This window comes from Streptomyces sp. TLI_053, assembly GCF_900105395.1.
GTDB lineage: Bacteria > Actinomycetota > Actinomycetes > Streptomycetales > Streptomycetaceae > Kitasatospora.
Genome location: NZ_LT629775.1, coordinates 2,111,167 through 2,126,515 on the forward strand (window position 1 = coordinate 2,111,167; position 15,349 = coordinate 2,126,515).

Below are 15,349 nucleotides of genomic sequence, written 5' to 3' on the forward strand. Positions count from 1 at the left end.
ACCCCGTCGTCCGTACGCCCCACCGTCCGTACGCCGCACCGTCCGTGCATCCAGCCGCGCCCGGGGCCGCCGGGCCGGGCCCGTGCTTGCCCATCGGCGCCCGAGCGCATAGAGAGGAACGATGACCGCACCCAGCACGCCCGGCCGCGTCGTGGCCATCGGCTCCGTGAACATCGACCGCATCCTGCGCTGCCCCGTCCTCCCGGCCCCCGGGGAGACCGTCCTCGCGGCCGGCTCCGCCCAGGGCTTCGGTGGCAAGGGCGCCAACCAGGCCGTGGCGGCGGCCGCCATGGGCGCGCCGACCTGGCTGGTGGCCCGGGTCGGCTCCGACGCCGAGGGCCGGGCCGCACTGGCCGACCTGCGGGCGGCCGGAGTGGCGACCGACGCCGTGCGCACCGACCCGGACGCGCCCACCGGACTGGCCGTCGTGCTGGTCGACCCGGCCGGGGAGAACAGCATCGTGGTCGTCCCCGGCGCCAATGCCGGACTCACCGGGACCGAGGTCGCCCAGGCCCTCGCCGGCCTCGCGCTGACCTCCGCCGACACCGTCCTGACCAGTGGCGAGGTGCCGGAGGAGTGCATCCGCGCGACGGCGTCCGCGTTGCCCGCCGGGCCGCGCTGGATCCACAACGCGGCACCCGCGGGCGTCCTCCCGGACTGGTCGGGCCCGGGTCTGCGCCGCCCGCTGCTGGTCGCCAACGCCGTCGAGGCCGCCCAGCTCACCGGCCGGTCCGCCGCCACCACCGTCGCCACCACCGACATCGCCGACACCGCCGACACCACCGGGGACCGGCGCCCGGACGGCACCGCCACGACGGCCGCCGCACTGGCGGCACTCGGCGACGGAGCCGTGGTCACCCTCGGCGCGGCCGGCGCGCTGGTCGCGGCGGGCGGCGCACTCCACCGCGTCCCCGCCCCCGAGGTGGCCGTCGTCGACACCACCGGCGCCGGCGACGTGTTCTGCGGCGCCCTCGCCGCGCGGCTGGCCCAGGGCGCGTCCCTCCCCGAGGCCGCGGCCACCGCCGTCGCGGCCGGTTCCTTCGCGGTCACCGCCCTGGGCGCCCGCGGTGCCCTCCCCCGCCCGGCCGACCTGACCGGGACCGGGACAACCGCCCCGCCGACCTGAGCGCCCGCACCGGTTCACCCACGAACCCGGACCCACAGACCGGCGCCCACGGACCGGCACCCGGACCGCGGTGGTCCGGGTGCCGGTCCGGGCCGACCCGCGGACGCGTCAGGGCCGCCCCATGTGGGTGGGGTAGTAGCCGCTGCTGATCCCCGAGATCCGGATCAGCGTGCCGGGCCGGGCGGCCTCCACGTACTGGTTGTTGCCCAGGTAGATCGCCACGTGGTGGATGCCCCGGGCGGAGCCGTCGTCCGACCAGAACAGCAGGTCCCCGCGCCGCAGCTGGGAGGCCGTCACCGGCGTGGTGGCCGCGTACTGGTCGTTGGCGACCCGGGGCAGCTCGATGTCGCCGCGCCGGAAGGCCTGCTGGACGAGGCCCGAGCAGTCGTAGCCGTCCGGGCCGTTGCCGGCCGTCTTGAACGGCTTGCCCAGCTGGGCCAGCGCGAAGCCGATCGCCGCCTCCACGTCACCGTCCGCCGCGGGGGCCGCCGCGTCGGCCGAGGAGCCGGCCCCCGTGGCCGTGGCGGAGCCCGAGGCGGCGGAGGTGTCCGACCCCCCGGTCCGCGCGAGGTAGATGTCGTAGTGCGTCGTCCACCGCCACTGGCCCTGACTGTTCTTGAACCAGTACCGCGAACCGTCCCACCCCTGGGTGATGCCCCCGGACGGGACGGCCACCGCCGAGGCGGAGACGGTCGAGGCCGAGGTCGAGGCCGAGCCGCCGGTCCTCGCCAGATAGACGTCGTAGTGCGTCGTCCACCGCCACTGGCCCTGACTGTTCTTGAACCAGTACTTCGACCCGTCCCACCCGGCGTGCGCCGGCGCCGGCTCGGCCGCCGCCGTCCCGACACCGGTACCGAGACCGATCACGCCGGCACCGGCCGCGATCACGGCCACCATGCCTATCCCCCGGCGGACCCGCGCGGCCCGCGAGGGGCGGGCGCCGCGCGCCGGCCGGGGGGAGGTGGTGGCAGCGGGCTGCCCGGTCGCGTCGTCGGCGGCACCCGGTGCGCCGGTGTTGACGGTCGTCATGCTGCTGTCTTCCTTCGCTGATCGCGCTGATCGCGCCGATCCCCTCGGTCGCGCCGAACGCTGGTCGCCAATCGCTGGACGCGGTGCGAGGGTCCCTGGGGCCCGCCCCGCGCCGCTTGTCACGGTAGGCACGCGTCCGGTCACGGCGCGCAGTGGAGTGCGCCAAAGGAAGGCTCACGGAAGGTGAGCGACCGTCACCCGACCCGGCGCCGGGTGACCGCCCGTCACCCGTGTGCCGAGTCCGCCAGCAGCTGCTTCTTCAGCACCTTTCCCAGCGCGTTCCTGGGGAGTTCGGACACCAGCACCACCCGCCGCGGCCGCTTGTGGACCGAGAGCCGCGACGCCACGAAGTCCGTCAGCTGTTCACCCGTCACGGGACCGTCCGGCACGACGTACGCCACGATCGCCTGACCGAGGTCCGCGTCCGGCGCGCCGACCACGGCGGCGTCGGCCACGGCCGGGTGGTCGCGCAGGGCCGCCTCCACCTCGCCGGCCCCGATCCGGTACCCACCGCTCTTGATCAGGTCGACGGAGGCCCGCCCCACGATCCGGTGGAAGCCGTCGGCGCCGATCACCGCGACGTCCCCGGTCCGGAACCAGCCGTCGGCGGTCCACGCCTCGGCGTCGGCGTCCGGCCGATCGAGGTACCCGCGGAACAGGGTGGGCCCGGCGACCTGGAGTTCGCCCACGCTCTCGCCGTCGTGCGCGACCGGCCCGCCGTCCTCGCCGACCAGCCGGGTACGCACCCCGGCCACCGGCAGGCCCACACTGCCGGGCCGGCGCTCCCCGTCGGCGCGGGTGGAGACGGTGATCAGCGACTCGGTCATGCCGTACCGCTCGATCGGGGCGTGGCCGGTCAGCGCGGCGAGCCGTTCGAACACCGGGACGGGCAGCGGAGCACTGCCGGAGACCAGCAGCCGGGCGGAGGCGAGCCGGGCGGCCGCCTCCTGGTCCGCCGCCAGCCGGGACCAGACCGTCGGCACTCCGAAGTAGAGGCTGCCGCCCGCGGCCGCGTACCCGGCGGGGGTGGGCCGGCCGGTGTGCACCAGCCGGCTGCCGGTCCGCAGCGCGCCGAGCACACCGAGCACCAGCCCGTGCACATGGAACAGCGGCAGGCCGTGCACCAGGGTGTCCTCGGCGGTCCACTGCCAGGCGTCGGCGAGGGCGTCGAGGTCGGCGGCGACGGCGGAGCGGTCGATCACCGCCCCCTTGGGCGCGCCGGTGGTGCCGGAGGTGTAGAGCACGAAGGCGGTCGCCGCGGGGTCCGGCTCGGCGTACGAGGTGGCCGAGCTCTCGCGCAGGTCCACCGGCAGCCCGGCGACACCGGCGTCCTCCGGCAGGACGTCACCGGCGGCGTGCGCCAGCAGGGCGGCACCGGAGTCGCGCAGGATGTGCGCGCGCTCCTTGGGCCCGGAGTCGGGCGGCAGCGGGACGACCGGGACCCCTGCGAGCAGGCCGCCCACGACCGCGACCACGGTCTCGGCGGTGGACCGGGCGAGCACCGCGAGGGCGGGGGCGCCGGCCACCCGGTCGGCGACGGCCGTGGCCGCGCCGAGCAGCCGCTCGCGGGAGAGCCCCGGTCCGTCGGAGATCCGCAGTGCGTCGGCGGAGTCGCCGGAACCGCCCCGAAGCGCCGTCAAGAGTGTCATGCGTCTTCCCTCGCCCCTGTCCACGGTGGGCCGGATGCCCACGGTCCGCTGTGCGCCGGGCGCCGCACCCGAAGCCCGAAGGATCCGTGGGATCCGCGGATCCCACGGGGCTCCGCGACCGGCGCCGCCGACCGACTCTACGGGCCGGGACCCGTCACCCGTGGGCCAGGGCGAACGACGGCGCGGGGGCGCCCCCGGGAGTTCCCGGGCGCGCCCCCGCGCCGTCACCTGCCGTCAGGCCGGGGTCAGGCCTTGCGGGCCTTCACCTCGCCGGTGAGCTGCGGCAGGACCTCGAACAGGTCGCCGACCACGCCGTAGTCGACGAGCTCGAAGATCGGGGCCTCGGGGTCCTTGTTGACGGCCACGATGGTCTTCGAGGTCTGCATGCCGGCCCGGTGCTGGATCGCGCCGGAGATGCCCGCCGCGATGTAAAGCTGCGGGGAGACCTGCTTGCCGGTCTGGCCGACCTGGCTGCTGTGCGGGTACCAGCCGGCGTCGACGGCGGCGCGCGAGGCACCGACGGCCGCGCCCAGCGCGTCGGCGAGCTCCTCGACCACGCCGAAGCCCTCGGCGGCACCGACGCCGCGGCCGCCGGAGACCACGATCGCGGCCTCGGTCAGCTCCGGGCGCCCGGAGGAGACGCGCGGGGTGCGCGAGACGACCTTGGCGGCGTTGCCGGTGAACGCGACGGTGACGTCCTCCACCGCGCCCGCGGCCGGAGCGGCCTCCGGGGCGACGGCGTTCGGCTTGACGGTGATGACCGGGGCACCGTGCGACACCGTCGACTTCACCTGGAAGGAGGCGGCGAACACCGACTGGGTCGCGACCGGGCCGCTGTCGCCGGCCTCCAGGTCGACGGCGTCGGTGATGAGGCCGGAGCCGATCCGCAGCGCGACGCGGGCGGCGACCTCCTTGCCCTCGCCGGAGGAGGTGACCAGCACCGCGGCCGCGTCGGCGGCCTTGGCGATCTGGGCCAGCGCGTCCACCTTCGGGACGACCAGCTGGTCGGCGAACTCGGCACCGTCGGCCACGTACACCTTGGCGGCGCCGTACTCGGCGGCCTTGGCGGCCAGCTCGGCCGCCTTGTCACCGGCGCCGAGGACGACCGCGGACGGCTCGCCGATGCGGCGGGCCAGGGTCAGCAGCTCCAGGGCCGGCTTGCGGACCACGCCGTCGGCGTGGTCCACGAGAACCAGGATCTCAGCCATGATTCATTGCTCCTGATCGATCGTTGGATGCGCGAACGGGTGGGACTAGATGAACTTCTGGTCGGCGAGGAAGCCCGCGAGCGCCTTGCCGCCCTCGCCCTCGTCCTTGACGACCGTGCCCGCGGTACGCGCCGGACGCGCCGTCACCGACTCCACCGCCGTCCACGAACCCGCCAGACCGACCTCACCGGCCCCGATCCCCAGATCGTCCAGGTCCAGGGACTCCACCGGCTTCTTCTTCGCCGCCATGATCCCCTTGAACGACGGGTAACGCGCCTCGCCCGACTGGTCCGTCACCGACACCACCGCCGGCAGCGCCGCCTCCACCAGCTCCGTCGCCGAGTCACCGTCCCGACGGCCCTTCACCACACCGCCCTCGACCGACACCTCCGACAGCAGCGTCAGCTGCGGCACACCCAGCCGCTCCGCCAGCAGCGCCGGCAGCACACCCATCGTGCCGTCCGTCGACGCCATACCACCGATCACCAGGTCGAACCCGGCCCGCTCCAGCGCCTTCGCCAGCACCGCCGACGTCCCGATCGCATCGGAACCGTGGATGTCCTCGTCGTTCACGTGCACGGCCCGGTCCGCACCCATCGACAACGCCTTGCGCAGCGCGTCCTTCGCGTCGTCCGGACCCACCGTCAGCACCGTCACCTCGGCACCCTCGTTCGCCTCCGCGATCCGCAGCGCCTGCTCCACCCCGTACTCGTCCAGCTCCGACAGAAGGCCGTCCACGCCCTCCCGGTCGGTGGTGTGGTCGTCCGCGAAACGACGGTCACCCGTCGCGTCCGGCACGTACTTCACACAGACAACGATCCTCAAGCTCACGGCCTGTCTCCTGTACTGGTCTCGTCCGGCGGCTGCGGCTGTGCAAGCGGGCGCGAAACACGGTACGCACCTGCTCCCGGCAGCGTGCTCCCGTGCCGGTCCGGAACTCCCTGGCAGCATACTCGCCAGTAGCCCGACGGTCACTACTCGCCAGTAGCTTACGCCGCGCGGTCCCGGCCGGGCGTCCCTCGGGCCCCCTCGGCAGCCCCGAGCGGGCCGTCGGTCCGGACGGACCGCGGGACGGACGCACTGCCGTCAGGGCCATCCTGCCCCAGCCCGACCCCTGCTCCGTCCCGCGGGGGCGCTCCTTCCCCCTGGGGACCCACCACGACCGCGGAACACGCCGTTCCGCGCCGGGGCGCGGGACCGCTCAGACCGCCTCGCCCAGCGCCGCGATCACATCCGCCCGCCTCGGCTGCCCGCTCGCCCGGCGAACCACCCGGCCCCCCGCGTCCAGCACCAGCACCGTCGGCGTCCGCAGGATGTCCAGTCGCCGCACCAGCTCCAGCCGCTCCTCGGCGTCCAGCTCCACGTGCGCCACCCCGTCGACCATCCCGGCGACCTCCGCGAGCACCCGGCGGGTGGCCCGGCAGGGTTGGCAGAAGGCCGTGGAGAACTGCACCAGCGTCGCCCGCTCACCCAGCGGCACCCCCAGCTCGGCCGCCGACAGCCCCACCGCCCCGTCCTTCGTCCGCACCCTCAGCCTCCCGTCGCGCTTGGCCCGCAGCAGTCCGAACGCGCTCGCCAGCGCGAGCACGACGACGCACACCACCAACCCGGTCATGCCCCCAGTCTGCGCCAGGCCCCCCGCGGCCCGGGAACGACCCCGGCACAACGGTCGACCACCGGCCCGCGACCCGCGTACCATCGCCGGGTGGACTCCGACCGCCCCGCACAGCCGCTGCTGACCGCCCGCCGGGTGGTCGACCTGTGCCGGGCCACGGCCTCGCGCTGTCGCTGACGCCTCCCAGCCGTCAGCCCGCCGCCGTCCCCTTCCCGGAGTCCCCGTGCAGATCGATCCCCGCGGCCCGCGCTTCGCCGCCGCGCTCACCACCGTCGTCCTGATAGCCGTCCTGCTCACCGGCAGCGGCGCCCTGCTCGCCGCCCAGGCCCTCGTCTTCGCCCTCGGGGCCCTCGGCGGGCTGCGCCGCTCCCCCTACGGATGGCTCTACCGCACGCTGGTCCGGCCCCGGCTGGCACCGCCGGCCGGGACGGAGGACGAACGGCCGCCCAGGTTCGCCCAGGGCGTCGGCCTGGTCTTCGCCGTCGTCGGCCTGCTCGGCTTCCTCACCGGTGCCGACTGGCTCGGCCTGCTCGCCACCGGATCCGCACTGGCCGCCGCCTTCCTGAACGCCGCCTTCGGCTACTGCCTGGGCTGCGAGACGTATCTGCTGGTCCGCCGCGCACAGGGCCGGGCGGACCTCACCGCCTGACCCCGCCGCGCCACCACCCGGCACGGGCCCGGCCGGGGCGGAAAAGTTCCCGGCCGGCCCATCACGTACGTCACACCTTCACATTCCGCCAGGCAGCACCCCTCAGGTGACAGCAGGCACTCCTTCGGGGGATCATCTCCGTGTATCGCCCGTGGCCGCCGCGGTGTGCCGTGCTCCCGGTCGGCCCCCACGCACCGCCCCGGGGCCCCGCCGTACCGGGCCGCCAGGCCCGTCGAAGTCAGGACTGACCGTGGCAGAGCTCGTCTACCCGCCGGTGATCGGCGCCGCACTGACCGTCTTCCGCGCACTCGACGTGCGCATCAAGATCGTCGGCGCCGAAAACATCCCCGCCGAGGGCGGGGCGGTGCTCGTGAGCAACCACATCAGCTACCTCGACTTCCTCTTCGCGGGCCTGGGCGCCTACCGCGGCGGCAAGCGCAAGACCCGCTTCATGGCCAAGGACGACGTGTTCAAGCACAGCGTCTCCGGCCCCCTGATGCGCGGCATGAAGCACATCCCGGTCGACCGGACCGACGGCCAGCCCGCCTACGAGGCCGCCGTCCGCGCCCTCCGGGCCGGCGAGGTCGTCGGCGTCTTCCCCGAGGCCACCATCAGCCGCTCGTTCATGCTGAAGAAGTTCAAGACCGGCGCCGCCCGGATGGCCGCCGACTCCGGCGCCCCGCTGCTCCCGGTGATCCTCTGGGGCACCCAGCAGCTGTGGACCAAGGGCCGCCCGAAGACCCTCACCAAGCGACACGTCCCGGTCACCATCATGATCGGCGAGCCGATCGTGCTGACGCCCGAGGACAAGCCCGTCATGGTCACCCGCCGCCTGCGCGCCGCGATGACCGAGATGCTCGACCGCGCCCAGCGCGAGTACCCCGGCAAGCCCTCCGGCCCCGAGGACAACTGGTGGCTGCCCGTCCACCTCGGGGGCACCGCGCCCACCCTGGAGGTCGCCGAGGCCGAGGACGAGGCGGAGGCCCTCGCCAAGGCCGAACGCCGGGCCGCCCGGGACTGACGCCGCGCCGGCGGGCCTCCGCTTCCGCCGATCCGCCGAACGTCCGGGCCGCCGGCCCCTCGTACCGCTGATCCGCCGCCGTACTACCGATCCGCCGAACTGCCACGAACGGGCGACTCTCCGTCGCCGAGCGGACGCGGACCGTCGCGTGTCGCCCGGCTCCGCACCTTCCGATCTGACAAAGTGACAGCTCCTTCGGGGGGCATCACGTCCGGACTCGCCGGGCGGATCGGAGACGGAGATGACACGCGGATGACGCGCACACGGCTCTCACGGACCACGCCCGCCACGGCCCGCACCCGCCCCCGCGCCGGTGCGGGCCTCCTGCTCGCCGGGGCCCTGCTCACCGGCTGCGGCGCCCAGCCCGGCGAGATCCCGCTCAGCGAGATCCGCGCCGAGTCGCCCAGCCCAACCCCCACCGTCGAGGCGGCCGTCGCCGACGGCAGCGCCGCCGCCGTCGACGCGGCCGCGGCCACCCCGACCGCCCCGCCGGCCCGCAACGGCCTCATCGCCGGCCGGGCCTTCCTCGACCAGGACCGCCTCACCAGCGCGATCTTCGCCGTCACCGCCGACGGCCGGACCCGGCAGCAACTCACCCAGCCCGGCGACCGGACCCGGGACGACCACCCCACCTGGTCCCCCGACGGCACCGCGCTCGCCTTCGACCGCACCGGGGCCGACTCCCCCGGCCGCATCTGGACCACGAGCTCCGACGGCAGCAACGCCCGTCAGCTCGGCCCGCTCTGCGAGGCAGGCGCCCCGGACTGCGTCAACGAGTCGGAGACCGCGCCCGCCTGGTCCCCCGACGGCAGGACGATCGCCTTCACCCGCAGCTGGGGCCGCTCCGATCCGGACTCCGAGCAGATCCAGTACAGCGACCTGTTCGTCATCGCCCCCGACGGCACCAGCGCCCAGCGGCTCACCTTCCTCACCAACGACACCCCCTACTCCGGTGCCGTCACCGACCCCTCCTGGTCCCCCGACGGCAAGCAGCTCGTCTTCTCCTACCGGACCAGCGCCACCGGCCAGCCCGCCAACGGCCGGTCCCTCTACATCGTCAACGCCGACGGCACCGGTCTGCGCCGGCTCACCCCGTGGGAGCTACGGGCCGGCGAACGTGCCGACTGGTCCCCCGACGGCAGCCGGATCGTCTTCACCACCTACCCGGCCGGACCCGACAACGCCCCCGGCGGCGGCATCTACACCGTCCACCCCGACGGCTCGGCCGTGGAGGCACTCACCCCCGGCCCGTCCGACGTCACCTACGGAGCCGCCTCCTTCTCCCCCGATGGCACGGCGATCGCCTTCGACCAGGCCCCCGCCGGCGGAGCCTCCGAGCTCTACACGATGCGCGCCGACGGCTCGACCGTCACCCGGCTGACCGACCCTCAGGGCCGGGGGGAGAGCCGCCCGAGCTGGGGCACCGCCCAGCCACAGCCACAGCCGCAATCACAGGGCTGAGTCTTCGGCGTTCGCGGCACCGCTTTCTCCGCAGAATTCGGGCGCAACGCAAAGAACCCCCGCCGGTTTCCCGACGGGGGTTCTTCACAATGATTGTTCGGCGGCGTCCTACTCTCCCACAGGGTCCCCCCTGCAGTACCATCGGCGCTGTGAGGCTTAGCTTCCGGGTTCGGAATGTAACCGGGCGTTTCCCTCACGCTATGACCACCGAAACACTATGAAACTGTCAACCGCACCCACGACAGGCCATGTCATGGGGGTCGTTGTTTCAGAACAACACAGTGGACGCGAGCAACTGAGGACAAGCCCTCGGCCTATTAGTACCGGTCAACTCCACCCCTCACAGGGCTTCCATATCCGGCCTATCAACCCAGTCGTCTACTGGGAGCCTTACCCTCTCAAGGAGGTGGGAGTGCTCATCTCGAAGCAGGCTTCCCGCTTAGATGCTTTCAGCGGTTATCCCTCCCGAACGTAGCCAACCAGCCATGCCCTTGGCAGGACAACTGGCACACCAGAGGTTCGTCCGTCCCGGTCCTCTCGTACTAGGGACAGCCCTTCTCAACACTCCTACGCGCACAGCGGATAGGGACCGAACTGTCTCACGACGTTCTAAACCCAGCTCGCGTACCGCTTTAATGGGCGAACAGCCCAACCCTTGGGACCTACTCCAGCCCCAGGATGCGACGAGCCGACATCGAGGTGCCAAACCATCCCGTCGATATGGACTCTTGGGGAAGATCAGCCTGTTATCCCCGGGGTACCTTTTATCCGTTGAGCGACGGCGCTTCCACAAGCCACCGCCGGATCACTAGTCCCGACTTTCGTCCCTGCTCGACCCGTCAGTCTCACAGTCAAGCTCCCTTGTGCACTTACACTCAACACCTGATTGCCAACCAGGCTGAGGGAACCTTTGGGCGCCTCCGTTACTCTTTAGGAGGCAACCGCCCCAGTTAAACTACCCACCAGACACTGTCCCTGATCCGGATCACGGACCCAGGTTAGACATCCAGCACGACCAGAGTGGTATTTCAACGACGACTCCACCATGACTGGCGTCACGGCTTCAAAGTCTCCCACCTATCCTACACAAGCCGAACCGAACACCAATATCAAGCTATAGTAAAGGTCCCGGGGTCTTTCCGTCCTGCTGCGCGAAACGAGCATCTTTACTCGTAATGCAATTTCACCGGGCCTATGGTTGAGACAGTCGAGAAGTCGTTACGCCATTCGTGCAGGTCGGAACTTACCCGACAAGGAATTTCGCTACCTTAGGATGGTTATAGTTACCACCGCCGTTTACTGGCGCTTAAGTTCTCAGCTTCGCCCCGACGAATCAGAGCTAACCGGTCCCCTTAACGTTCCAGCACCGGGCAGGCGTCAGTCCGTATACATCGCCTTACGGCTTCGCACGGACCTGTGTTTTTAGTAAACAGTCGCTTCTCGCTGGTCTCTGCGGCCACCCCCAGCTCTGGCAGCAAGTGCCGTCACCAGGAATGGCCCCCCTTCTCCCGAAGTTACGGGGGCATTTTGCCGAGTTCCTTAACCATAGTTCACCCGAACGCCTCGGTATTCTCTACCTGACCACCTGAGTCGGTTTGGGGTACGGGCCGCCATGAAACTCGCTAGAGGCTTTTCTCGACAGCATAGGATCATCCACTTCACCACAATCGGCTCGGCATCAGGTCTCAGGCTATTGTTGTGCGGATTTGCCTACACAACGCCCTACACCCTTACCCCGGGACAACCACCGCCCGGGCTGGACTACCTTCCTGCGTCACCCCATCGCTCACCTAATACCCCGTCGGGTCACCGGCTCCACCACGTCCCATTGTCCGAAGACTCCGGGCCGGCTTCACGGGCTTAGCATCAGAGGGTTCAGCGTTGGCGCTTCAAAGCGGGTACGGGAATATCAACCCGTTGTCCATCGACTACGCCTGTCGGCCTCGCCTTAGGTCCCGACTTACCCTGGGCAGATCAGCTTGACCCAGGAACCCTTGGTCAATCGGCGCAAGAGTTTCCCACTCTTGTATCGCTACTCATGCCTGCATTCTCACTCGTATACCGTCCACGACTGGTTTCCACCGCCGCTTCACCCGGCACACGACGCTCCCCTACCCATCACAGCAGGCGTTGGCCCTATATGCTGCAATGACACGACTTCGGTGATGTGCTTGAGCCCCGCTACATTGTCGGCGCGGAATCACTTGACCAGTGAGCTATTACGCACTCTTTCAAGGGTGGCTGCTTCTAAGCCAACCTCCTGGTTGTCTCTGCGACTCCACATCCTTTCCCACTTAGCACACGCTTAGGGACCTTAGTCGGTGTTCTGGGCTGTTTCCCTCTCGACCATGGAGCTTATCCCCCACAGTCTCACTGCCACGCTCTCACTTACCGGCATTCGGAGTTTGGCTAAGGTCAGTAACCCGGTGAGGCCCATCGCCTATCCAGTGCTCTACCTCCGGCAAGAAACACGTGACGCTGCACCTAAATGCATTTCGGGGAGAACCAGCTATCACGGAGTTTGATTGGCCTTTCACCCCTAACCACAGGTCATCCCCCAGGTTTTCAACCCTGGTGGGTTCGGTCCTCCACGAAGTCTTACCTCCGCTTCAACCTGCCCATGGCTAGATCACTCCGCTTCGGGTCTTGGGCATGCAACTGTATCGCCCTGTTCGGACTCGCTTTCGCTACGGCTACCCCACACGGGTTAACCTCGCTACACACCGCAAACTCGCAGGCTCATTCTTCAAAAGGCACGCAGTCACGAGACACACAGCAAGCTGCATGTCCGACGCTCCCACGGCTTGTAGGCACACGGTTTCAGGTACTATTTCACTCCGCTCCCGCGGTACTTTTCACCATTCCCTCACGGTACTATCCGCTATCGGTCACCAGGGAATATTTAGGCTTAGCGGGTGGTCCCGCCAGATTCACACGGGATTTCTCGGGCCCCGTGCTACTTGGGAGTTTCTCAAACGAGCCGTACAGATTTCGCCTACGGGGGTCTTACCCTCTACGCCGGACCTTTCGCATGTCCTTCGACTATCCATACGGTTTCTGACTCGCCGACCGGCCGGCAGACCGGTCAAGAAAAATCCCACGACCCCGTGACGGCAACCCCTGCCGGGTCTCACACCATCACGGTTTAGCCTCATCCGGTTTCGCTCGCCACTACTCCCGGAATCACGGTTGTTTTCTCTTCCTGCGGGTACTGAGATGTTTCACTTCCCCGCGTTCCCTCCACATACCCTATGTGTTCAGGTATGGGTGACAGCCCATGACGACTGCCGGGTTTCCCCATTCGGAAACCCCCGGATCAAAGCCTGGTTGACGGCTCCCCGGGGACTATCGTGGCCTCCCACGTCCTTCATCGGTTCCTGGTGCCAAGGCATCCACCGTGCGCCCTTAAAAACTTGGCCACAGATGCTCGCGTCCACTGTGCAGTTCTCAAACAACGACCAGACACCCACACTCAACAACCCGCAGGCTGCCTCGCATGGGACCGGCATCACTGAAGCAACAGCCTCACGGCCGTTCCCTCAGGACCCAACAACGTGCCCGACACACCAGCCAGAACTCTGTTTTCCACGCCGAAGCAGTACTAACAGGACCCTTGCCCAGTGTGCCGAATAGTCAACGTTCCACCCATGAGCGACCGTGCAGAACATTCGCCTGCAAGCGGCACATTGCTCCTTAGAAAGGAGGTGATCCAGCCGCACCTTCCGGTACGGCTACCTTGTTACGACTTCGTCCCAATCGCTGGTCCCACCTTCGACGGCTCCTCCCCTTACGGGTTAGGCCACCGGCTTCGGGTGTTACCGACTTTCGTGACGTGACGGGCGGTGTGTACAAGGCCCGGGAACGTATTCACCGCAGCATGCTGATCTGCGATTACTAGCAACTCCAACTTCATGGGGTCGAGTTGCAGACCCCAATCCGAACTGAGGCCGGCTTTTGGGGATTCGCTCCGCCTCGCGGCATCGCAGCCCTTTGTACCGACCATTGTAGCACGTGTGCAGCCCAAGACATAAGGGGCATGATGATTTGACGTCGTCCCCACCTTCCTCCGAGTTGACCCCGGCAGTCTCCTGTGAGTCCCCATCACCCCGAAAGGCATGCTGGCAACACAGAACAAGGGTTGCGCTCGTTGCGGGACTTAACCCAACATCTCACGACACGAGCTGACGACAACCATGCACCACCTGTATACCGACCACAAGGGGGCGCCCATCTCTGGACGTTTCCGGCATATGTCAAGCCTTGGTAAGGTTCTTCGCGTTGCGTCGAATTAAGCCACATGCTCCGCTGCTTGTGCGGGCCCCCGTCAATTCCTTTGAGTTTTAGCCTTGCGGCCGTACTCCCCAGGCGGGGAACTTAATGCGTTAGCTGCGGCACCGACGACGTGGAATGTCGCCAACACCTAGTTCCCAACGTTTACGGCGTGGACTACCAGGGTATCTAATCCTGTTCGCTCCCCACGCTTTCGCTCCTCAGCGTCAGTAATGGCCCAGAGATCCGCCTTCGCCACCGGTGTTCCTCCTGATATCTGCGCATTTCACCGCTACACCAGGAATTCCGATCTCCCCTACCACACTCCAGCCTGCCCGTATCGAATGCAGACCCGGGGTTGAGCCCCGGGCTTTCACATCCGACGCGACAGGCCGCCTACGAGCTCTTTACGCCCAATAATTCCGGACAACGCTCGCACCCTACGTATTACCGCGGCTGCTGGCACGTAGTTAGCCGGTGCTTCTTCTGCAGGTACCGTCACTTGCGCTTCTTCCCTGCTGAAAGAGGTTTACAACCCGAAGGCCGTCGTCCCTCACGCGGCGTCGCTGCATCAGGCTTTCGCCCATTGTGCAATATTCCCCACTGCTGCCTCCCGTAGGAGTCTGGGCCGTGTCTCAGTCCCAGTGTGGCCGGTCGCCCTCTCAGGCCGGCTACCCGTCGTCGCCTTGGTAGGCCATTACCCCACCAACAAGCTGATAGGCCGCGGGCTCATCCTGCACCGCCGGAGCTTTACACCCAGGACCATGCGGTCCCGGGTCATATCCGGTATTAGACCCCGTTTCCAGGGCTTGTCCCAGAGTGCAGGGCAGATTGCCCACGTGTTACTCACCCGTTCGCCACTGATCCACCCCGAAGGGCTTCACCGTTCGACTTGCATGTGTTAAGCACGCCGCCAGCGTTCGTCCTGAGCCAGGATCAAACTCTCCGTGAATGATTACCCGTAATCGGGTCAGCACTCGCGTCGAGCGGCACGGCAACCACCGGAATAGGGCGGCCCCGCGCACTGCGTCCTCGCTAGTGTTTTACTTCAAAAGGAATCTCCAACCCCAGGAAACCCTGAGGCCGGGGATGTCAACATATCTGGCGTTGACTTTTGGCACGCTGTTGAGTTCTCAAGGAACGGACACTTCCTTCGGGCGGCTTTCACACCGGCCCTCCGGGCGCTTCGTTCTTTCGTGTTTCAAGCTTATCAGATGTTTTCCGCTCCGTTTTCCGGAGTTTCATTCAACCGACTTCGCTTTCCGCTTGTCCCCGCTCTCTCGCGGCGACTCCGGAACTGTACGGGGACGGGACCGTCAGAA

At 68.7% G+C, this 15,349-nt stretch carries 9 protein-coding genes and 3 rRNA genes; 4 read left to right on the forward strand and 8 right to left on the reverse strand.

Translation table 11 applies throughout. The annotated features are described in order from the left end of the window. The first annotated feature begins 121 nt into the window (after positions 1-121). A complete protein-coding gene (locus BLU95_RS08255) occupies positions 122-1,126 on the forward strand; it encodes a PfkB family carbohydrate kinase (protein WP_093859416.1) in 1,005 nt (334 codons plus the stop codon). A gap of 108 nt (positions 1,127-1,234) precedes the next feature. Here BLU95_RS08255 and BLU95_RS08260 read toward each other — a convergent pair whose 3' ends face one another. From BLU95_RS08260 to BLU95_RS08280, 5 genes are all read right to left on the reverse strand, one after another. Further along, a complete protein-coding gene (locus BLU95_RS08260; RefSeq protein WP_093859417.1) occupies positions 1,235-2,155 on the reverse strand; it encodes a C40 family peptidase in 921 nt (306 codons plus the stop codon). Positions 2,156-2,379: 224 nt separating this feature from the next. After that, the gene (locus BLU95_RS08265) at positions 2,380-3,804 is read right to left on the reverse strand and encodes an acyl-CoA synthetase (protein WP_093859418.1); all 1,425 of its coding nucleotides are present in this window, start codon (positions 3,802-3,804) and stop codon (positions 2,380-2,382) included. A gap of 245 nt (positions 3,805-4,049) precedes the next feature. Continuing rightward, positions 4,050-5,012 carry an electron transfer flavoprotein subunit alpha/FixB family protein gene (locus tag BLU95_RS08270; protein WP_093859419.1) on the reverse strand — a complete coding sequence of 321 codons (963 nt, stop codon included), beginning with the start codon at positions 5,010-5,012 and terminating at the stop codon, positions 4,050-4,052. Positions 5,013-5,057: 45 nt separating this feature from the next. After that, on the reverse strand, positions 5,058-5,843 hold the full coding sequence (locus BLU95_RS08275; RefSeq protein ID WP_093859420.1) for an electron transfer flavoprotein subunit beta/FixA family protein: 786 nt from the start codon (positions 5,841-5,843) through the stop codon (positions 5,058-5,060). A gap of 370 nt (positions 5,844-6,213) precedes the next feature. Next, positions 6,214-6,627 (reverse strand): thioredoxin family protein, encoded by a 414-nt coding sequence (locus BLU95_RS08280; protein ID WP_093864723.1) that lies wholly within the window; start codon positions 6,625-6,627, stop codon positions 6,214-6,216. A 223-nt stretch (positions 6,628-6,850) separates the two neighbouring features. Here BLU95_RS08280 and BLU95_RS08285 point away from each other — a divergent pair, with 223 nt between their 5' ends. The 3 genes from BLU95_RS08285 (at position 6,851) to BLU95_RS08295 (ending at position 9,758) form a co-directional block, all read left to right on the forward strand. Continuing rightward, positions 6,851-7,276, forward strand: a complete 426-nt coding sequence (locus tag BLU95_RS08285; RefSeq protein WP_093859421.1) for a DUF4395 domain-containing protein — start codon at positions 6,851-6,853, stop codon at positions 7,274-7,276. 250 nt (positions 7,277-7,526) lie between these two features. After that, positions 7,527-8,297, forward strand: a complete 771-nt coding sequence (locus tag BLU95_RS08290; protein WP_093859422.1) for a lysophospholipid acyltransferase family protein — start codon at positions 7,527-7,529, stop codon at positions 8,295-8,297. 252 nt (positions 8,298-8,549) lie between these two features. After that, positions 8,550-9,758 carry a beta-propeller domain-containing protein gene (locus BLU95_RS08295; protein ID WP_093859423.1) on the forward strand — a complete coding sequence of 403 codons (1,209 nt, stop codon included), beginning with the start codon at positions 8,550-8,552 and terminating at the stop codon, positions 9,756-9,758. A 95-nt stretch (positions 9,759-9,853) separates the two neighbouring features. Here the strand turns inward: BLU95_RS08295 and rrf are convergent. The 3 genes from rrf to BLU95_RS08310 all read right to left on the reverse strand — a co-directional run bounded on the left by rrf (position 9,854) and on the right by BLU95_RS08310 (position 14,979). Beyond that, positions 9,854-9,970 (reverse strand): 5S ribosomal RNA (gene rrf / locus BLU95_RS08300). 85 nt (positions 9,971-10,055) lie between these two features. Next, positions 10,056-13,177: ribosomal RNA gene (locus tag BLU95_RS08305) — 23S ribosomal RNA — on the reverse strand. A gap of 278 nt (positions 13,178-13,455) precedes the next feature. Beyond that, positions 13,456-14,979, reverse strand: a 16S ribosomal RNA gene (locus BLU95_RS08310). The 16S, 23S and 5S rRNA genes sit together here, the layout of an rRNA operon. Positions 14,980-15,349 lie beyond the last annotated feature (370 nt).